The organism is Rhizobium sp. 01T417 (genome assembly GCF_056398905.1).
This window is the reverse complement of record NZ_JBFTQH010000020.1, coordinates 84,916-103,554: the sequence shown is the minus strand read 5'-3', so window position 1 is coordinate 103,554 and position 18,639 is coordinate 84,916. Positions and strand designations below refer to the sequence as shown.

The 18,639-nt window shown below is 58.5% G+C and carries 17 protein-coding genes and 1 tRNA gene; 17 read left to right on the top strand and 1 reads right to left on the bottom strand.

Going from position 1 to position 18,639, the window contains the following annotated elements:
* Positions 1 to 605: 605 nt before the first annotated feature.
* Positions 606 to 1,607: a glycosyltransferase gene (locus tag AC1DPR_RS19810; RefSeq protein ID WP_477816969.1), complete on the top strand. Its 1,002-nt coding sequence runs from the start codon at positions 606 to 608 to the stop codon at positions 1,605 to 1,607.
* A gap of 23 nt (positions 1,608 to 1,630) precedes the next feature.
* Here AC1DPR_RS19810 and olsE read toward each other — a convergent pair whose 3' ends face one another.
* Positions 1,631 to 2,614, bottom strand: a complete 984-nt coding sequence (olsE, locus tag AC1DPR_RS19805) for an ornithine lipid hydroxylase OlsE (protein WP_477816968.1) — start codon at positions 2,612 to 2,614, stop codon at positions 1,631 to 1,633.
* Between the two features lie 229 nt (positions 2,615 to 2,843).
* Here olsE and AC1DPR_RS19800 point away from each other — a divergent pair, with 229 nt between their 5' ends.
* The 16 genes from AC1DPR_RS19800 (at position 2,844) to AC1DPR_RS19725 (ending at position 18,576) form a co-directional block, all read left to right on the top strand.
* Positions 2,844 to 3,746 carry a DMT family transporter gene (locus tag AC1DPR_RS19800; protein ID WP_113469903.1) on the top strand — a complete coding sequence of 301 codons (903 nt, stop codon included), beginning with the start codon at positions 2,844 to 2,846 and terminating at the stop codon, positions 3,744 to 3,746.
* Positions 3,747 to 3,865: 119 nt separating this feature from the next.
* Complete coding sequence (locus tag AC1DPR_RS19795) at positions 3,866 to 4,615, top strand: GntR family transcriptional regulator (protein WP_477816967.1); 750 nt, start codon at positions 3,866 to 3,868, stop codon at positions 4,613 to 4,615.
* 68 nt (positions 4,616 to 4,683) lie between these two features.
* On the top strand, positions 4,684 to 6,201 hold the full coding sequence (locus AC1DPR_RS19790; RefSeq protein ID WP_477816966.1) for a putative N-acetylmannosamine-6-phosphate 2-epimerase: 1,518 nt from the start codon (positions 4,684 to 4,686) through the stop codon (positions 6,199 to 6,201).
* Between the two features lie 45 nt (positions 6,202 to 6,246).
* Positions 6,247 to 7,578 (top strand): extracellular solute-binding protein, encoded by a 1,332-nt coding sequence (locus AC1DPR_RS19785; RefSeq protein WP_477816965.1) that lies wholly within the window; start codon positions 6,247 to 6,249, stop codon positions 7,576 to 7,578.
* Between the two features lie 52 nt (positions 7,579 to 7,630).
* Complete coding sequence (locus AC1DPR_RS19780; RefSeq protein WP_477816964.1) at positions 7,631 to 8,497, top strand: carbohydrate ABC transporter permease; 867 nt, start codon at positions 7,631 to 7,633, stop codon at positions 8,495 to 8,497.
* 2 nt (positions 8,498 to 8,499) lie between these two features.
* On the top strand, positions 8,500 to 9,321 hold the full coding sequence (locus AC1DPR_RS19775) for a carbohydrate ABC transporter permease (protein ID WP_025658223.1): 822 nt from the start codon (positions 8,500 to 8,502) through the stop codon (positions 9,319 to 9,321).
* Between the two features lie 103 nt (positions 9,322 to 9,424).
* Positions 9,425 to 9,796 carry a hypothetical protein gene (locus AC1DPR_RS19770; RefSeq protein ID WP_062368407.1) on the top strand — a complete coding sequence of 124 codons (372 nt, stop codon included), beginning with the start codon at positions 9,425 to 9,427 and terminating at the stop codon, positions 9,794 to 9,796.
* A gap of 380 nt (positions 9,797 to 10,176) precedes the next feature.
* A complete protein-coding gene (locus AC1DPR_RS19765) occupies positions 10,177 to 11,616 on the top strand; it encodes an undecaprenyl-phosphate glucose phosphotransferase (RefSeq protein WP_477816963.1) in 1,440 nt (479 codons plus the stop codon).
* Positions 11,617 to 11,922: 306 nt separating this feature from the next.
* The gene (locus AC1DPR_RS19760) at positions 11,923 to 12,294 is read left to right on the top strand and encodes a VanZ family protein (RefSeq protein WP_477816962.1); all 372 of its coding nucleotides are present in this window, start codon (positions 11,923 to 11,925) and stop codon (positions 12,292 to 12,294) included.
* A gap of 107 nt (positions 12,295 to 12,401) precedes the next feature.
* On the top strand, positions 12,402 to 13,439 hold the full coding sequence (locus AC1DPR_RS19755) for a LacI family DNA-binding transcriptional regulator (RefSeq protein ID WP_192305691.1): 1,038 nt from the start codon (positions 12,402 to 12,404) through the stop codon (positions 13,437 to 13,439).
* 168 nt (positions 13,440 to 13,607) lie between these two features.
* Positions 13,608 to 14,057, top strand: a complete 450-nt coding sequence (locus tag AC1DPR_RS19750) for a hypothetical protein (protein WP_477816961.1) — start codon at positions 13,608 to 13,610, stop codon at positions 14,055 to 14,057.
* Between the two features lie 188 nt (positions 14,058 to 14,245).
* Positions 14,246 to 14,321: transfer RNA gene (locus tag AC1DPR_RS19745), tRNA-Val, on the top strand.
* Positions 14,322 to 14,600: 279 nt separating this feature from the next.
* Complete coding sequence (locus tag AC1DPR_RS19740) at positions 14,601 to 14,873, top strand: hypothetical protein (RefSeq protein WP_192305695.1); 273 nt, start codon at positions 14,601 to 14,603, stop codon at positions 14,871 to 14,873.
* A 410-nt stretch (positions 14,874 to 15,283) separates the two neighbouring features.
* Entirely contained in the window at positions 15,284 to 16,363 is a 1,080-nt protein-coding gene (locus AC1DPR_RS19735) for a Gfo/Idh/MocA family protein (RefSeq protein WP_477816960.1), read from the top strand.
* 12 nt (positions 16,364 to 16,375) lie between these two features.
* On the top strand, positions 16,376 to 17,278 hold the full coding sequence (locus tag AC1DPR_RS19730; protein WP_025658231.1) for a sugar phosphate isomerase/epimerase family protein: 903 nt from the start codon (positions 16,376 to 16,378) through the stop codon (positions 17,276 to 17,278).
* Positions 17,279 to 17,343: 65 nt separating this feature from the next.
* A complete protein-coding gene (locus AC1DPR_RS19725) occupies positions 17,344 to 18,576 on the top strand; it encodes an ABC transporter substrate-binding protein (protein ID WP_018856680.1) in 1,233 nt (410 codons plus the stop codon).
* Positions 18,577 to 18,639 lie beyond the last annotated feature (63 nt).

Below are 18,639 nucleotides of genomic sequence, written 5' to 3'. Positions count from 1 at the left end.
GGGCTCGTTACATGACCCTAGAAACCATCGGCCAGATGAGCGATGATCCTCTGATCAGCTTGCCGGCAGTGGCACGTTGATCAGTCCGGCTCACGCCGGAGAGCATGGGACCAGAGCCGTCCAGTTACACCACTGCAGTGGACACGATCTCGAAGCGACTTCAAGACGCCAACGGAGCCGGCGCAAGCGCCCCGCGCCGAAGCAGTTCCACGTCTAGTTAAGATAAAGCGGCGATGCCTGTGTTTCTCATTTGGGAACGCCGGCATGAACGGCATGTCTAACTGGCTGCCACACAATAACGGGCCAAGTGATTTCCACTCCATGTCGCAGGTTTGCAGCATATCATAGTATAAGAATGGAATTCCGGCTTACTTCAATCGATGTACTGTAGATTGATCGAACAAGAAGAAAATGTTCTCGTCCAGGCACGATATGCGGCAATGCCGCAGGTCGGACATATCAACGATACGCGAACGGGACGTCCATGCCGTCATGCAGGTTTGATAGCAAGCGATTTTCTCGCTTTGGCCTATTTGCGTTCATTTGGGTGCCTTCTCGACCGGATGCGGGGCTGATCTTGACCCGCCGGAGCCACGCACCACGGCATGACGATCGCCGCCAATCCATCTGTTAAAGCAGGAGAAATGAGTATGGACGCATCGGTACGGAACAGTCACGCTGGGAGTTGCGCCGTGCCCGAAACGGACTGCGCTTCACAGCCGCCGCTTGCGGTGATCGTTGTGAGCTACAACAGTTCGCTCGTTCTTCCCAATCTGCTGTCGTCACTAAACGCTGGCCTGACAGGAATTTCGAGGTTCGAAGTTATTGTTGTAGATAACAATTCGAAGGACGATTCCGTTGCTATAGCGAAGGCGCATCCGATCAGTCCTCGTGTGGTCGAAACCGGCAGGAATGGTGGCTATTCTGCCGGCATCAATGCTGGCGCAGCAATTGTGCCGCCCGACTGGGATATTCTCATCCTCAACCCTGACCTGCAGCTCGCGCAAGGGGCAGCGGCCATCATGTCGAAGCGGCTCCAAGATCCGAAAGTTGGCGTCGTCGTTTCACGGATTTTGAATCAGGACGGCAGCCTTTCCCTCTCCTTGCGACGTGAACCCTCGATCAAATCGGCCTGGAGCGAGGCACTACTCGGAGGCCGGATATCAGGCAGACTCGGGATTGGAGAAGTAATTGCAGATCCTGAAAGCTATGAGGCTCCCAGGCAGGTCGACTGGGCAACCGGTGCCATTTTAATGGTTTCCTCGAAAGCACGACAAATAGTCGGCGACTGGGACGAACGTTTTTTCCTCTACAGCGAAGAAGTCGACTACATGCGGCGCGTACGCATGCAGGGTCTAACCGTCGAGTATGAGCCCCGCGCTCAAGCAATGCATATCGGCGGAGACACCGAAGGAAGTCCATTCCTTTTTGCGGTACAGACGACCAGTCGACTGCGCGATTTTAATGCGCGCAGCGGTTTGGTGCGTCGACTGTTATTCAGGGCGGGCGTCGCTACGGGAGAGGCCATTCGATCGGTTCGCAATCGGAGCCATCGGGCAGCCCTTAAAGCCGCATTGAGCCCTGTACGGCCGATCGTTGCCACCTGACAGGTCCGCGCAGAATGGCAACTCTACTCCAGTTCGGGGTTGCCCTGGGGTTCGTAACGCGCCCGTCGAGACGCGCCGACCGACGGCCCTTTGAGCGATGGCGGCTTCGTCCCCAGGATCTGCCTGAACCCTTTCGCCGAGAAGGGTTGCAGAAGCTGCGCCAGAAAGCCCTCGGCAACCCTTCCGCTGATTCCGATCTCGGCGGGCGGCCTGCGCGCGGGATTGAAATAAGTGCCGAATATCTGATCCCACAGTACAAGGTTTTCGCCATAGTTGGTGTTGCCCTCGGCCAAAACCTTGGAATGATGCCATCTGTGCAATCGGGGTGTACTGAAAATCCAGTCGAGCGGACCTGTCCTGACATCGATGTTGCAGTGGGTGAGAAGACCGATGAAGGCCGTGACGGCACTGGTCCAGAGAAAGACCGGCAAGGGCGCGCCCAAGAGATAGAGTGGGATCTGGCTAAGCGCGATCTTGAAGAGCGAATCGACAACGTGAAAGCGGCCGGTGTTGACGACCCACAGGCGCTCGACGCTGTGATGCAGGGCATGAAACCGCCACAGCGAAAGAAACTCGTGCGCGGCACGATGCGCAACGTAGAGACCGAACTCAGCGATGATCAACCCCAATACAGCTTGAAAGAAGACAGGCCAGTGATCCGGCCATATAGACGTTGCCGATGTGACAGCCGGCTGTACCACGGTGGCAATCGCCATCGGGGCGGACGCCCCGATTGCCGCGGCAAGCTGCACGCCCCCCTTTGTCAGGAGCGTATGTGCGATGTCGTTGAATGTTTCGCCATCATGCTTCAGCCATTCCTGTTCATAAGGCATCAACCGCTCGAACCCTGCGATCGCGGCCACGATCGTCAGATAGACGACGTTGAACCACAACAGCGGTGCCTCTGTGTGAAAAGCCCAACCCGCCCCGATCAATCCAGCCGCAAAAAGTGCGGGCCATAATGCCCACGACGCCGCCAAGTACAGCGCCGACTTGCCTTCATTCATCACACGCACCCTTCTGCCTTGCGTCAGACGGCGCATGATACACCGCAGTTGCGCCCGCGAGGCAAGGCCCGATGCGACGTTCTTCCCACATCAGGCAGCGCGTTGTGTATCCAGGAAGGGCCACGACCGCATCGGCCGACGCAGCTTTGCATTACGATTTCTTGCGATTGTCACGAGGCGAGCTTCTTGATAGGCGTCACGCACAAAACGTAACTCCCGCCGCAGGCCAATGCTCCAACGATCCCCTGACCACGCCCCGAGCCCGCTCGTCGGAATTGCGCTCGCATGTTCGGGTTATTCACTTTTTGCCATCCAGGACGCAGTCGTGAAGTGGCTCGTGGCGGACTACGCTGTTCCGCAGATCCTCTTCATGCGCAGCATCATGATTGTTGTTATCGCCGGCATCATGGTCCGCCGGCTGCGCCATCCGTCAATACTCAAGAGCCCGCACCGGAAATCGCTGCTGTTGCGGGCGGGGCTCATGCTTTCGGCATGGATGGCCTATTATACGGCTGCACGCCATCTCGGTCTCGCCGAGATCACGACGATGTATTTCTCAGCACCCATCATGGTCGTGGTGCTGTCGATCCTCATTCTCAAGGAAAACGTCGGGCCAATGCGCTGGCTCGCGTGCATCGGCGGGTTCGCCGGCGTGCTGCTTGCCGCCAATCCGGCAGAAGCGCCAAGTCTCGTGCCGGCGGGGATGGTTATCTTCGCAGGCTTCTGCTGGGCGTGGAGCACCGTCCTCGTTCGTCTTGTCAGCCGCACCGAAAGCACGCTGAACCAGATGATGGCAACAAGCTTCCTGTTCGTTGTCGCCTGCGGCGCGATGCTGCCATGGCTGTGGAAGACGCCGGATCTTTTCGGTTGGGCATTGATGATCGGTCTCGGCATTGTCGCTGCAGCCGGCCAGTATCTGCTCTATGAGGGCTTCCGCCATGCCCCGGCATCAACGCTTGCGCCGATGGAATATAGCGGCCTCGTCTGGGCTTTTCTCTACGGTTATCTGATCTGGTCGGAAGTCCCGACCGTCAATGTCGTGGCAGGCGCAGTCCTGATCGTCGCCTCCAGCCTCATGCTTGTATGGTGGGAGCGCCGACAGGTGCTCTCTGCCCGCCGCCTGACGGCATAGATCATAGCCGCGCGATCAAGGCAATTCGAGAGCAATTGCATGATCGGCATAATACCAGTATAGCTCCAGATGGCGATTTCCAAGAATCTTTTGGCAATCGATCTGTTACGGGGACAGGCATGCCAGGTATCAGCTTGATCGAACTTGTAGCCAAGGAACTGAGCCTGACGGCGGCCGATGTGCCACTTTACAAGCGGCTCAAATCGGCCATTGAGGCTGCCATTCGTTCCAATGCCGTGAAGGCCGGCGCCGTTCTGCCGGGAGAGCGGGTTCTTGCCGAGAGCCTCTCACTCTCACGTGTGACGGTTCGCAAAGCCTTGGCATTGCTTGAGGAAGAGGGTCTTCTCAATCGCCGCCACGGCTTCAAGACGGAGGTCGGATCGCGCGTCGAGAAGTCGATGTCGACCTTGACGAGTTTTTCGGAAGACATTCGCGCTCGCGGCATGGTGGCGGGATGTGTGTGGATTTCCAAACACATAAGCCGACCTTCGCCAACGGAGATGATGGCGCTCGGGCTGTCAGCCAATGCAAATGTGATCCGCATGAAACGCGTCCGCACAGCGGATGGCGCACCGATCGCGGTCGAAACGTCAACCGTGCCGACGCGCTTTCTTCCCTCGCCCGATCTGGTCCGGGATTCACTATACGAAGCGCTCGAGGCGCTTGGTTTCATGCCGCAACGGGCAATCCAGCGCATGCGTTCGAGAGCAGCAACCAGCGAAGATGCGCGCCATCTTCATTGCGAGGTGGGTGCACCACTCTTGATGACCGAAAGACGGTGCTTCCTGCCTGACGAGCAGATCGTGGAATACTGCGAGACACGCTACAAAGGTGACGTCTACGACTTCGTCGTCGAGCTTCAGCGATAAGACCAGATACAAACTGGTTGTAATCTGGTATTTTCCTTTTATCGTGATACCGAAATGGAGTGTCACGAGTGCAACGGGAAGACATCAGGAATAGCCTTATCGTATCCTGCCAGCCGGTTCCCGGCGGGCCGATGGATCGTGCCGATTTCGTCGCTGGCTTTGCGAAAGCGGCACTGAACGCCGGTGCCAAGGCATTGAGGATCGAGTCGGTTGCCTATGTGAAAGCTGTTCGTCCCGTCGTTTCCGCTCCGATTGTCGGCATCGTCAAGAGGGATCTTCCAGACAGTCCGGTCCGCATTACACCTTTCGTCTCCGACGCCGAGGCGCTTGCCGATGCTGGTGCCGACGTCATCGCCTTCGACGCGACGGATCGGCCTCGCCCGGCTTCGGTGGAGGAACTGGTCCGCGTCATCAAGGCGAGGGGCAAGCTGACGATGGCGGACTGCTCCTGTCTCGACGACGCCAAGCGGGCCCTTGCCGCAGGCGTCGATTTCGTTGGCACGACACTCTCAGGCTATGTTGGCGGACCGGAACCCGTGGACCCGGACATTGAGCTCATCGCGGCGATGCGACAGCTCACGCCCTATGTCATCGCCGAAGGTCGCATCCGTTCGCCGGAGCAGGCTCTGGCTGCCGCGCAAGCGGGGGCGTTTGCGGTCGTCGTTGGTTCTGCCATTACCCGCACCGAGCATGTGACCTCATGGTTCAATGAGGCGATCGCCAAGGCCTATAATAGCGCAAACCGCGAAACCGTCCTCTCCATCGACATTGGCGGCACCAAGACGATGGCAGCACTCGTCAAAGGCAGTACCGTTCTGGAAGAGATCGTCGTTCCGACCGCCCGCGATGCCGGACCGGACGCCTGGCTGTTAAAAGTGGCCGAGAGTACCGCAAATTGGCGGGGCCGATACGAACGGATCGGGATTGCAGTGACCGGCTTCATCGAAGGCGGCCACTGGTCGGCGCTCAATCCGGCAACGCTTGCCATTCCCGATCGCTACCCTCTTGTCGATCGCGTCGCTGCACTGTTTGGCAAGCCAGCTTTTGCCGTCAACGATGCACAGGCCGCAGCCTGGGGCGAGTACAGGTTCGGGGCGGGGTCCGGTGATGATCTGGTCTTTCTGACGATCTCGACCGGTATCGGAGGAGGGGTTGTCATCAACGGCAAGCCGCTGTCAGGGCTTGCCGGCCACTTTGGCCTGATCCGGTCGCCATCGCAGGGACAGGCTCCCTTCGAAGATCAGACGTCCGGCAGATGGATCGCGAGCGAGGCCCGGAAGGCCGGCCACCCGATCGACGCCGTCGAGGTTTTTGAGCGTGCGCGCAACGGTGAAACTTGGGCAGCCGATATCATGTCCCTTTCGGCCAATCGCGCCGCGACGCTCTGCCGGGATATCCAGCTGATGTTCGATCCGGATGTGATCGTGATCGGCGGCGGCATCGGCCTGGCGGAAGGCTATCTCGATCTGATGCGCAGCCAGCTGTCTGGCATGTCGCCTCGCTTCACTCCGCGTCTGGTGGCTGCAAAACTCGGCCGCCGCGCCGGTATCATTGGCGCTGCTGATCTTGCTGGTGAGGGCAAGTAGCGGCGAGCGAATGGCATGAAACCTAATATAAGAAAGGGAACGACGATGAAATCCATAACCAGGTCTCTTCCGGCACTGGCTGCGCTCCTTGCGAGCGTCGCACTGCCGGGCATGGCAAACGCGACTGTAACGGTGCTCGGCTGGCCAGGCGGCTCGGAGGAAACCGCGCTCAGAGCTACGGTCGAAGCCTACAATGCTAAAGCCGGCATCAGCGACGCCGACAAGGTGCAGTTGCTGTTCTTCAACCGCGATGGCTTCTTCGACAAGTTGCAGGCCGACATGGCCGCCGGCTCGGATGCTTTCGACGTCAATCTGGTTGCCACTTATTCGATCGGCCGTTACGCGCCTTACATGGAGCCTGTCGAACTGGGTTCGGACGCCGGAAAGGTGTTTGGTGAATCTGTCCTCAAGACGATGCAGTTCGATGGCAAGCAGTATGGCGTGCCGACAGACCTCTCCCTGCACTTCATGTACTACCGCAAGGATCTCATCGACGCCCTGATGAAGGACGACGCGGCCAAGAAGGCCTATGGGGAAATCGCTGAGAAGTACCTCGGCAAGGAACTCCAGCCGAAGGATCCCGACAGCTGGACCTGGGACGATTGGGCAGCAACTGCGCTCTATTTCAGCAAGCAGGCGAATTCGGCAAGTCCCGTGCGCTACGGCACTGTCCTGCAGATGAAGAACCTGCTTTTCAACATGATGGTCTTCCAATCCCTGCCACGCTCCTACGGCGGCAACTGGATGGACAAGGACGGCAAGATCACGATCGATTCCGATGCGTACAAAACCGGCCTCGAGCTCTACAAGAAGCTCTATGATGCAGGCGCTTCCCCGAAGGATTCGCTGAGCTACGAGTACGCCGAGACCAATGCCGCCTATGGCTCGGGCCAGGCTGCAACTGCGCTGCAATGGAATGCCGCAGCGGCCGATCTGACCAACGCTGAAAAGTCGCCGGCCGTTGCCGGAGTGACCGGCATCGTCGCGCCGCCCGCTGGCCCCGACGGCCGTGCGGATCACATCCACGGCCTCGGGCTTGGCCTAAACAAGAATGCCAAGAACAAGGAAGGTGCGACCAAGTTCCTGAAATGGCTGGCAAGCGAGGATGCCGCACTTCTCTATGCCAAAAGCGGTGGTTCTCCGGCCCTTTCGCCTGAAGTCGTCGCCAAGGTCGCCAGCGAGCGTCCTGATCTCGTCAAACTCGGCGAGTTCGCGAGCAAGTATGGCTATGTGATGAACGGCGCCACCTCCGCCAATGCCTTGTCGGTCTATGAACTTCAGGCAAAGGAATTCACGGGCTACTGGGCGGGCCAACAGGGCCTCGACGACGCGCTTGCCCACGTGAAGACGGGCATGCAGGATCTCCTGAAGAAGTAGGACGAACCCGGCGTCAGGTTTCGCCTGGCGCCGGCACACCCGGCGGACCATAATGGCTATTGTAAAACGTGCCGAAGGCAGAGCTTATCTCGCACCGCTTGTGGCATTCCTGCTTCTCTTTCTGGGCTTTCCTGCTCTCGTCAACCTCATCTACTCGGTCTCTACCGTGAGCTTCGAGAACCTGCGCAGTCCGAGCCTCAGCGGGCTTAGCAACTACGCATCTGTGCTGGTCGACCGAGAGTTCTGGCAGGCTGTATCCTTCTCGATGCGCTTCGGCATCCTGACCGCGCTTGCCGAATGCCTGATCGGCCTGTTCCTTGCGATCTTCCTTGCGCCACTGCTTGCGAAGCGATCGTTTCTGATGGCGCCGTTGATGCTGCCATTGATGGTGGCTCCCGCCATGATCGGCCTGATGTATCGGCTTGTGCTGCACGAGTTTGCCGGGCCGGTGCCCTATTATCTTTTCCTGTGGTTCGGTGACAGCCCGGCCTTCCTCGACATCAACAATGCCTTTCGCACGCTGATCGTCGTCGAAACGCTGCAGTGGACGCCGTTTGCCTTTCTGCTCTTTTATATGGCCTACGTTGCGATACCGCTCGATGTGCGGGAAGCGGCCGAGCTCGACGGCGCCCCGTGGTTCAAGATCCTGTGGTGGATCGAACTGCCGCTGATGCTTCCCACACTCGTCATCGCCTTCTTCATCCGCTTCATCGATGGCTTTCGCGTATTCGACAACGTTTATGCGCTGACCGGCAGTGGTGCCGGGGGATCAACGACATCGCTTTCGATCTACATCTACCAGGCCTTTTTCAAGGAGGGCGCCATCGGCAAGGCGGTTGCGGCATCCGTCATGCTGTTCGTCGCATCGCTTGCGGTGCTCTATGGTCTGAACTGGCTTGCCAGCCGCAGGAGGACGTAGCGATGCTGAACACTGCTCGTTGGCTCGTCTTTGCGATTGCTACGCTCGCAATGAACTTTCCGGTCATCGTTACACTCGTCACCTCGTTGAAGAGCGCGAGTGAACTGTCAATCAATCCCGGTCTCTGGATAAGCCAGCCGACACTTGAGAACTACCTTCGGGTTCTGACACACACGGATCGGTTCAATATTTATTCGTATCTCTTCAACAGTACGATTGCCTCGCTCATCGGAACGAGCCTCGCGATCCTTCTGGCCTTCCCGGCGGCCTATGCCATTGCGCGAAGCGAGGCGGGCAAGCGCACCTTGTTGCCTGTCATCATCAACCTGCGGGCCGTGCCACTGATCATCTTCGCCATCCCGCTCTATATGATGTATCAATGGCTTGGTCTTCTCGACACTCGGCTCGGGCTGGGCCTGATCTTGACGATTGTCAACACGCCACTTGCGCTGGTCATCATGGTCAACGCCATTTCCGACGTACCCCTGGAACTTGACGAGGCAGCGAAGGTGGATGGGGCAAGCTCCTGGCAAGTGATGCTGATGATCATCCGGCCTGTTGTCAGGCCCGCATTGGTGACCACCTTCATCTTCGGCTTCATCACCGCCTGGAACGAGTTCCTGTTTGGCCTCATGCTGACGACCAGCCAGGCCGTTCCGATGACCGTCGGCGCCTCCTTCTTCTTTGCCGCCAGCGGAGGCGGTGTGCAGTGGGGCACTGCATCGGCCGTCATGATGCTCGGCGCGCTGCCGCCTGCGGTGCTCGGTCTCGTCATGTACAGGCAGATTTCCGGCTCAATGACCGCCGGCGCCGTAAAGGGGTAGGGACACCTGCAAGCCCCAAGATCTCTTCCGAAACCCGGATGAATCTTGTCGATCAGTGTTTGCTAATATACCTTTGCAGGGTTGGCAACGAAGGAGCCGGGCCATGCTGAGACTATCTCTTGTCGCCTCCGCCCTGCTGTCATTATCCGTGCTCAGCGCTTTCGGCGACAGCCCCTGGTACCGGATGATCCCGGTACCAAATGCGCCAGGCTGCAAAGTTCTTGCCGACCCGGGCGGCCGGCCCATTTTGCAGCGCTACGAAAAAGGCGGCACGCGCATGTATGGCATCGGTGGCAAGGCATGCCCGGAAAAGTTCCCGGGAATAGACTCCGCCAAGATTTCGATCGCACGGTCAATTACGACGGACGGGAATTTTGCGCGTATCACAACAAGGACACGCAAGCTGGTGGTCACCCGCGCAGGCACCGGTAGCAACTATCAGTTCGCCGTCAACAAGCTGGACGTGCCGCGATAGGCGAGGCCGGCGGTTTGCCCGGCAGACTCAATATTCTCAGGTTGGGCGGCGATCCCGGCACTAAAGACTTGGCTTCCGCTCGCAAACATGGCGTAGGTCGGCGACGAATTAGGCGCACCTAAAGCCGATCTCACATAACCACAGGCGAAAGTGAGCCGATTGAAAACAACAGATCTGGATTAGCCGCCTGTCACAAATACAAATTAATAGAAACCCATTCGAAAAATACAATCTGTGCTGCGCATTACGAAAATATACTTTCCGTGCTTCGTTATATATTCAAGAATTGTCTCAACGTTACGCAATAAGGCGTATCTGAGGATAATTGTTGGACACGTTTAACCCATGCTAACTATACGGCAGGGTTGAGGGTGTGCTTCATGACCATTCCAGTCGAACAGAACTGGGGCCCGCATCTTTCCGTCAAGAGCGACCGGAAATGGTTCGGCCTCCACAGCATAGCGATTACCTGCATCGCAGCAGCGTTCGATTTTGTCGTCCTCCTTGCGGCAAGCGCCGCAGGGCATTTGTTCTATGAGCAGATGACCTACGGCACCCTGGCTGACCCGTTGCGCTACATCGGGATCGGTTTGCTTGTGGCAACGGTTTTCGTACTGGCGATGTTCAGCGTCCACGCCTATCGATCGAGCGAGATGTTCTCCTTCCGTCGCCAGTTGTTACTGATCGTCGCGTTTCTCCCCGCCGCCCTATTCTTCCTTCTCGCGGTCATCCTGTTCCTCAAGATCGACATGGCGATATCGCTGGGTTCAATCGTCACAAGTGCGGCCCTCTCTTTGAGCGGACTGGTGGCTTTGCGCTTGCTCTGGTATCGCCACCTTAGCAGGGCGATCGCGCGTGCCGCGTTCCGCACCCGCCGTGTCCTGCTTGTTTGCCCAGGCACGATGTCGACGGAACCGGTCGTTCAACGTGCCGCCCTCAGCGGTCTCTCCGTAGAGCATACGATGCGAATTTCCGAGGGTGATCATTCGCTGGCTTCCACGAGCGACGCTTATGTGAAGAGCGGCATAGGCGAAGTCGACGAGGTCTTGGTTGCCTGGAGCGACTACGGCAATTTGCGGGCACTCGAGGAGTGTCTGAACACCCTGCGCCAGTTCTGTGTGCCGGTAAACGTCATGTTCGGCGGAGTGGTCGGTGACGTCGTCGAGGGCTTCGCGCAGACTGTCGGAGAACGGCGCGTATTTCAGACCCACCGCCCACCGCTCGAGCTTTACGAACGCGGGCTGAAGAGAGCGTTCGATATCGCCTTCTCGATCGCGGCGCTGGTGGTCATGTTCCCGATCTGCGCTGCGGTTGCCGTCGCCATCAAGCTCGACAGTCCGGGACCGATTTTCTTCGTGCAGTCCCGAAAGGGATACAATGGCCGGACGTTTCGCATCCTCAAGTTTCGCAGCATGACCGTCATGGAAAATGCCGCTGACGTGCGCCAGGCGACACGCAATGATCCTCGCGTGACCCGCGTTGGCGGCTTCATTCGATCAACGAGCCTGGATGAACTCCCTCAATTCTGGAACGTCCTACAAGGTGACATGTCGGTGGTTGGCCCGCGTCCGCATGCGTTGGCGCACGATGATCTCTACGGAGCGCTTATTGCCCAATACGCATCCCGCCGCCACGTCAAGCCGGGCCTGACAGGCTGGGCCCAGATCAACGGGTGCCGAGGCGAAACTCCGACCGTGGATCGCATGGCTGACCGCGTTCGTCACGACATCTGGTACATCAATAACTGGTCACTGTGGCTCGATTTGAAAATAGTCTTCATGACGATGGGCACCGTGATCGGCCGCCGCAACGCCTACTAGCTCGCCATCGTTTGCAAGTGTTTGCAAGGTGCGAACGCGATGCGTCGGTTTCGCCCGCTGCTTTCCTGCACTCTCCGATTCGGAGCAATTCCTCTATAGATCACGGACGTCTATTGGCCCGAGAACGAGCGTGCAGTCATCTGTATGACACCTCGCTGAAGGCGATGGGTGTGATGACTGCCTTTCACAAAAGGACGGTGCTCTTCAAGAGATGCCGAGGGTTTTGCAGATGCACGGTATTCTTGAGGCTTTCGCTTTCTTCGCATAGTTGTAATTTGCACTTTCTTGCAAACCGGCGACGACAGGATGTCCGACGTGTCCGACCAAATTGCCAGCGGGCTGACCTTCGTCGTCGTTGCCCAAGCAATCGCATGGCTACTGCTTGTCTTCATCCTCTTCGTGACGGTCGCTCCCATACGGCTGCGTCCGCGGACGATCACTCACGTCAATCTTGACAGAAGCCTTGCTTTCGCGGCGATGGCCTTCTTCTTTGTGCTTGGCTATTCGCAGTCTCCGATGCTGATTGCGATCAGTTGCACTATCGGCGCCGGCCTTTCGGAATTACTTCAACTGCTGTCGCCGTCACGACATGCGCGAATGCCCGACGCCTTGGCGAAATCCGTCGGAGCCGCTGCCGGCGCTTTGGCAGCGATAGTAACGCTATCGACCGCTGCCTGAGCAAGAATTGACGCTACGGCTGCGGGTTGCAATCGCGCTTTCCGGAAACGTTTTTGTATGGCAGATAAGGACCTGACGCGTTCAATCCGGGAGGAAGATTGCCGCAAATGAAGGGAATTCGCCAACTCGCCAAGCATCTCGACATTTCGATCGGGACGGTTTCGCGTGCGCTGAACGACAGGCCTGACGTCAACGAGGAAACCCGCAAGCGCGTGCTCGCGGCGGCCGAGGAGCTGGGATATGTGGCAAACCAGTCCGGCCGGAGCCTCCGCCAGGGCACGACCAATGTCATCGGCCTGATGATCGAGTCCAGCAAGGAAACGGTCGAAAACAGCGACAACTTCTTCCTCGGCGTTACTGGTGGCCTGCAGAGTGTGCTGTCCCGTCACAAACTTGATCTGTTGATGTTGCCGTGCCCAAACGACGAGGATCCGCATGAATACCTCAAGCGCATGGTCGCGCGACGCATCGTCGATGCGATGATCATCTCGGCGACGCAGCGGGTCGACAAGCGCATCGATCTTCTGGTGAAGGCCAAGATCCCCTTTGTCGCGCTTGGCCGCAGCACCTCCGGCGGAAGCCACCCCTGGATCGATCTGGACTTCGAGGGCGTTGCAGCCTGCGCTGTCGATCGTCTCGTGTCGAAGGGACATCGCCGTATCGCGATCGCGGCGCCATCCAATGACATCAACCTCGGCTATATTTTCGTCGATGCCTATCGCCAATCACTGGAGCGCCACGGCATAGCCTATGATCCGTCGCTGGTGATCCGCGTCAAATCGAGCGAGCAGGGCGGCTATCAGGCCGGTCATGAGATGCTACGGCTCGACAGCAAGCCGACGGCCATCATTCTGATCTACGAGTTGATGGCGATTGGTCTCTATCGGCGCATGAACGAGGCGGGCATCGTTCCTGGTCGAGATCTGGCCGTTATCGGCTTTCGTGAGGAACCTCGCGGAAAATTTCTGCAGCCATCGCTAACCTGCTTCCGTATGTCACTGCGCGATCTCGGCGTCGAGCTCGCCGAGACCTTGCTCGCGACGATGCCGGCTTACGCCGAGCATTATCCCAGGGGTGCCCGCAACACGATCTGGCCCCTTGAGCTCGTCGCGGGCGAGAGCGACGCCTTTTCGCTGGAGGCATAGTCTCCAGCGTGGTCGGAAGGCCCTGCTCATCGCTTTCCAGTGCAGGCGGTATCTCGCTCCGCCTGAACGCGCGTGAGGTGAAGACGAAGTTCAGCAAGACGAGCATCGTCGACTGCTTTCCGATAGGAGACGGCGTCGAAGGTATTGTAATCGACTGGATCACCCGAGTTGAAGGCAATGCGCGCCGGAGGAGATGCCCCTCTCTTTCCTACGACACCATTCAAGCCGTGGATCGGCCGGCACAGCATCGAGCTTGAATTCCTGACCACGGCTGCTCCCGTGCGCCAGGTCCTACGGAAGGCGGCCGCTGCCGCAGGTGCTCCCTACTTCACGCCACATGCGATCCGCTCCACAGTCGCTAAGCCCTGTGATGAATGGGCCGCTTCTTTGCGGGATATGAAGGCGCTCAGCCAGAACCTCGGTCAGAAGCAGGTGAGGACGACGTCGAAGTACTATGGTGATGTCGAGCCTCACGTGAAACAGGAGCTGTTCCGGAAGATGCGTGACAAGCAGCGGAACCCGGGCGCCCGCGACATAAGCGACCTTGCCGAGCAGGTCGACCTGGAGACGCAGGATGTGGTTCGTAAGATCCTGCAGATGGCGCTGGACAAGAAATAGTGACATGTAGTGCGCAGTGGCAGACATTTGCCACCGCGCATCGGCTTGGTTGGCCCCTAGTGGTTCGAGCCCTGCAAAGCGCTTCCGAAAAAATAAAAAAAATCTTCACAAACGCTCTTGCGGTTTCCCCACGATCCGCATAAATCACGGCCACCGACGCGGCGGACCAAACGGGACCGATTTCGCGAGGGCGATTAGCTCAGTTGGTAGAGCGCCTCGTTTACACCGAGGATGTCGGGAGTTCGAGTCTCTCATCGCCCACCATTCCTTCTCCTTGAAATGGTTGAACTATCTGATCTTGCTGCACTTTGCGCCATCCCTCTTGGTACACAAAGGTGGTGCACATGGGTCTTGCGATCCCGTGAACGTCGAGTTCCCATCCATCCCGAGTTACTGAAAGAGGGCTGATAAGGTCCTCCACCCCGTGGGTGTATCCGCTCGATTCGAACTTCGCCATTAGGGCGACGGTAAGCCTCTTCGACGTTGCAGCTTGTCGCAGAATTAGACTTTGCCGATACTCTCCTCGGTTTCTGGAGGGTCGCAATGCAATACGTGATGGCTGCTGTTGTTGGCGTAGGCATCGGCTTCTTCGCCTTTTGTTTGCTTGCGCCGCTGCTCCAGAGGGTGCGCCTTGCTACGATACAATTGGATGGCCTGTCAGAGAGCGAGAGGCGCTTCAGAGCGGTCTTTGCGGTCATGGCAGAAGGGCAGCGGCAGTCGCTCCTCGACCACCACATGCAAAGGCTGGGGTGCAGTAGAGAGCAGGCGATGCGATACGCGGTTGAAGACAGAGAGCGCGATATCAATCGATGGTGAGCTCAGGCCGCGCTTACGAGCGCCTACCCGTTGCCAATTATTTTGCCTGCCTGACGCTCGCGGCTATCGCTCTCAGGCTCCTTAACCGCCCGCTTGTCATCTGCTGACTTCTCTTCAGCGTGATGCTTGCGCTCTGCCTCTTGGTCTTGGGCCTTGCGCTGATCGTGGTTGTCGGCACTCGGCATAGCGATGTCCTCTCTGTCGCTCGCATCGGGAACGGGCGGGCCGGACACGCGCAGGTCCGAAGCCATTTACCGCGGCGAAATCAGTCAGATTTTTTCCGTGCTGCGGTGCAGCACGTATTAATCTAAAGCCCTAGGTTTGCAGGTGTTTTCCGCAGCATTTCGCACTGTTTGAACCACTATTGACACCAAGAAACGTTTCCGCTTAGTATCGTAAACGTTTACGGGATGCGTTTCGGGAGGAAAACCGGAAACGATCCACCGGAGGAAATCGTGATTTTGAATGCCGTTCTATGCGGGTGCGGAGCCATGTCCAAAGGCTGGTTGCGCGCCATCAAGGAAACCCCGGCTCTTGCAGCCGCGATCGAGGTCAAGGGCCTCGTCGATGTCAATCCGGCAGCCGCTGAAGCACTTGCCACCGAGTTCGGTCTTGAGGGCGCTGTCATCGGCAGCGATCTTGCCGACGTCATCGCCAGGACCAAGGCCGACATCGTATTCGACGTCGTCATACCGACAGCCCGTTTCAATATCGTCTCGACGGCGCTGAAGGGAGGTTGCCATGTTCTCAGCGAAAAGCCGATGGCGACCTCGCTTGCAGAAGGAGCCGCGCTGATCGATCTCGCCGCCGAGACCGGCAAGATCCACGCCATCATCCAGAACCGCCGCTTCATCTCCGGTGTCCGCCGCATGCGCCGCTTCGTCGAGAGCGGGGCGATCGGTGACCTGACCGCCATCCATTGCGACTTCTTCCTCGGCCCGCATTTCGGCGGTTTTCGCGAGGAGATGGACAATGTGCTTCTGCTCGACATGGCTATCCATACCTTCGACGCGGCACGCTATGTCGCTGACAAGAAGCCGCTTGCCGTCTATTGCGTCGAACGCAATCCGACCGGATCCTGGTACAAGCACGGCGCATCCGCCAATGCCACCTTCGAATTTTCCGACGACGTCGTCTTCACCTATCGCGGCTCCTGGTGCGCTGAAGGTGAGCGCACGAGCTGGGAAAGCGAATGGCGTCTCGTCGGCTCGAAGGGCATGCTGACCTGGGATGGCGGCGATACATTCAATGCAGCTGTCGCCGGCAAGGATCCCGGCCTCCTGCACGGCTTTACGCCCGTAAACGTTCCCGAGCCCGCGCACGAAGAAGAAACGCACGGCCATGCCAGCGTCATTGCAAGCTTCGTCGAGGCGATCAAGACAGGCAAGCGGCCCGAAACCGCAAGCTCCGACAATATCAGAAGCCTCGCCATGGTCTTCGGTGCGATCGAAAGCGCCAAGACCGGCAAGCGCATCGAAATTTCAGCATAAGGAAAAGCGATTGTGAGCAACCCCGCCAAGTCCATTCGTATCGGCACCATGGTCAGCGCCTCCAAGGGCGGCGCCGACAAGCGCATCGGCCAGATTGCCGATATGGGCTTTGAAAGCTTCGAACCCTTCTTCTGGCAGACGACCAACGGCCAGGATCTGGCCGAACTCGGCAAACGCTCGCGCGACGCCATCGGTGACCGTGACATCACGATCTCGACGCTCGGCATGTTCGGCAATCCGCTGGAAACGACCGACATCGACCTGCAGACGCTGCAGGGCTGGAAGGATTGCATCGACAATGCGCACCACTTCGGCGCAACCTGCGTTGCCGGCTTTACCGGTCGAATCCGCAACAAGCCGCTGACCGACAGCCTGCCGCGCTATAAGGAAATCTGGAGCGAGCTTTCAAAGCGCGCCGCCGACAAGGGCGTCAAGATCGCGTTCGAAAACTGCGCCATGGACGGCAACTGGGCGACCGGCGACTGGAACATCGCGCACAACCCGGATGCCTGGGAACTGATCTTCAACGAAACGCCGGACGATCATATCGGTCTTGAGTGGGAGCCCTGCCATCAGATGGTCTATCTGATCGAGCCGCTGCCGCAGATCCGCAAGTGGGCCAAGAAGATCTTCCACGTGCACGGCAAGGACGCGACGATCCGCTGGGACGTCATCAAGGAGCATGGCATTTTCGGCAAGGAGAAATTCGTCTTCATGCGTACGCCAGGCTTCGGCGACAGCAACTGGACGGACATCATTTCCGAATTGCGGCTTGCCGGCTGGTCCGGTTCGATCGATATCGAAGGCTGGCACGACCCGGTTTATCGCGACGCGCTGGAAATGACCGGTCAGGTCTATGCGCTCAACCATCTCAAGCATGCCCGGGGCGCCGATTTCGTCGTCGATCCGGTTTGATGACATCGCGGCCGGCGAGGAGGAATCGCCGGCTTCCGACAGGATAACCACAAAGGAGGAGAACTATGGGTATCCGCAAGTTTGCAATGATCGGCGCCTTGGCGCTCGCAGGCGTTTCTCTCTTCGGCCTGGCCGCCAAGGCCGAAGACGTCACCTTGACCCTCTGGTCGCTGGACAAGGACATCCAGCCGGCGCCGAACCTCGTCAAGGAATTCAACGCCCAGAACAATGGCATCAAGATCGAATATCGTCTGATCCAGTTCGATGATGTCGTCACCGAGGCCATGCGCGCCTATGCCACCGGCCAGGCCCCTGACATCATCGCCGTCGACAACCCCGAGCACGCGATGTTCTCTTCGCGCGGGGCCTTCCTCGACATTACCGACATGATCAAGGGATCGTCGGTCATCAAGCCGGAAAACTACTTCCCAGGTCCGCTGAAGTCCGTCGAATGGGACGGCAAGTACTACGGCGTGCCGAAGGCGACCAACACGATCGCGCTCTACTACAACAAGGACATGTTCAAGGCGAAGGGCCTCGACCCGAACAAGCCGCCGCAGACCTGGGACGAGCTTGTCGAGGATGCCCGCAAGCTGACCGACCCCGCAAAGAACGTCTATGGTCTCGCCTTCTCGGCCAAGGCAAACGAGGAAGGCACCTTCCAGTTCCTTCCCTGGGCCCAGATGGCGGGCGGCGGTTATCAGAACATCAATGCCGAAGGCGCGGTCAAGGCGCTTGAAACCTGGAAGACGATCATGGACGAGAAGCTTGCTTCTCCGGACACCTTGACGCGCGGCCAGTGGGATTCGACCGGCACCTTCAACTCCGGCAATGCCGCGATGGCGATCTCCGGTCCTTGGGAACTCGACCGCATGACCAAGGAGGCGAAGTTCGACTGGGGCGTTGCCCTGCTTCCGGTTCCGAAGGAAGGCGCTGAGCGTTCCTCGGCAATGGGCGACTTCAACTGGGCCATTTTCTCCAGCACGAAGCATCCGGCCGAAGCCTTCAAGGCACTGGAGTTCTTTGCCTCGAAGGACGACAAGATGTTCAAGAACTACGGCCAGCTCCCGGCCCGTTCCGACATCACCATCCCGGAAACCGGCGAAAAGCTCAAGGACGAGGCGCTGAAGGTCTTCATCGAACAGCTGAAGTACGCCAAGCCTCGCGGCCCGAATCCGCAATGGCCGAAGATCTCCAAGGCGATCCAGGACGCGATCCAGGCTGCCCTGACCGGCCAGATGAGCCCGAAGGACGCGCTCGATCAGGCTGCCGACAAGATCAAGGCCGTGCTCGGTTAATCCACTCTGCATAACCGGATGGCTTTCGGGCCATCCCTACCATTTCCTCCCGGCAGGGGCTGT

Excerpts from the sequence above, each read along its gene's own strand:
- AC1DPR_RS19810 (WP_477816969.1), top strand. The coding sequence starts at position 606 with ATGACGATCGCCGCCAATCCATCTGTTAAAGCAGGAGAAATGAGTATG.
- olsE (WP_477816968.1), bottom strand. The coding sequence starts at position 2,614 with ATGAATGAAGGCAAGTCGGCGCTGTACTTGGCGGCGTCGTGGGCATTA.
- AC1DPR_RS19800 (WP_113469903.1), top strand. The coding sequence starts at position 2,844 with ATGCTCCAACGATCCCCTGACCACGCCCCGAGCCCGCTCGTCGGAATT.
- AC1DPR_RS19795 (WP_477816967.1), top strand. The coding sequence starts at position 3,866 with ATGCCAGGTATCAGCTTGATCGAACTTGTAGCCAAGGAACTGAGCCTG.
- AC1DPR_RS19785 (WP_477816965.1), top strand. The coding sequence starts at position 6,247 with ATGAAATCCATAACCAGGTCTCTTCCGGCACTGGCTGCGCTCCTTGCG.
- AC1DPR_RS19780 (WP_477816964.1), top strand. The coding sequence starts at position 7,631 with ATGGCTATTGTAAAACGTGCCGAAGGCAGAGCTTATCTCGCACCGCTT.
- AC1DPR_RS19775 (WP_025658223.1), top strand. The coding sequence starts at position 8,500 with ATGCTGAACACTGCTCGTTGGCTCGTCTTTGCGATTGCTACGCTCGCA.
- AC1DPR_RS19770 (WP_062368407.1), top strand. The coding sequence starts at position 9,425 with ATGCTGAGACTATCTCTTGTCGCCTCCGCCCTGCTGTCATTATCCGTG.
- AC1DPR_RS19765 (WP_477816963.1), top strand. The coding sequence starts at position 10,177 with ATGACCATTCCAGTCGAACAGAACTGGGGCCCGCATCTTTCCGTCAAG.
- AC1DPR_RS19760 (WP_477816962.1), top strand. The coding sequence starts at position 11,923 with ATGTCCGACGTGTCCGACCAAATTGCCAGCGGGCTGACCTTCGTCGTC.
- AC1DPR_RS19755 (WP_192305691.1), top strand. The coding sequence starts at position 12,402 with ATGAAGGGAATTCGCCAACTCGCCAAGCATCTCGACATTTCGATCGGG.
- AC1DPR_RS19740 (WP_192305695.1), top strand. The coding sequence starts at position 14,601 with ATGCAATACGTGATGGCTGCTGTTGTTGGCGTAGGCATCGGCTTCTTC.
- AC1DPR_RS19735 (WP_477816960.1), top strand. The coding sequence starts at position 15,284 with ATGCGTTTCGGGAGGAAAACCGGAAACGATCCACCGGAGGAAATCGTG.
- AC1DPR_RS19725 (WP_018856680.1), top strand. The coding sequence starts at position 17,344 with ATGGGTATCCGCAAGTTTGCAATGATCGGCGCCTTGGCGCTCGCAGGC.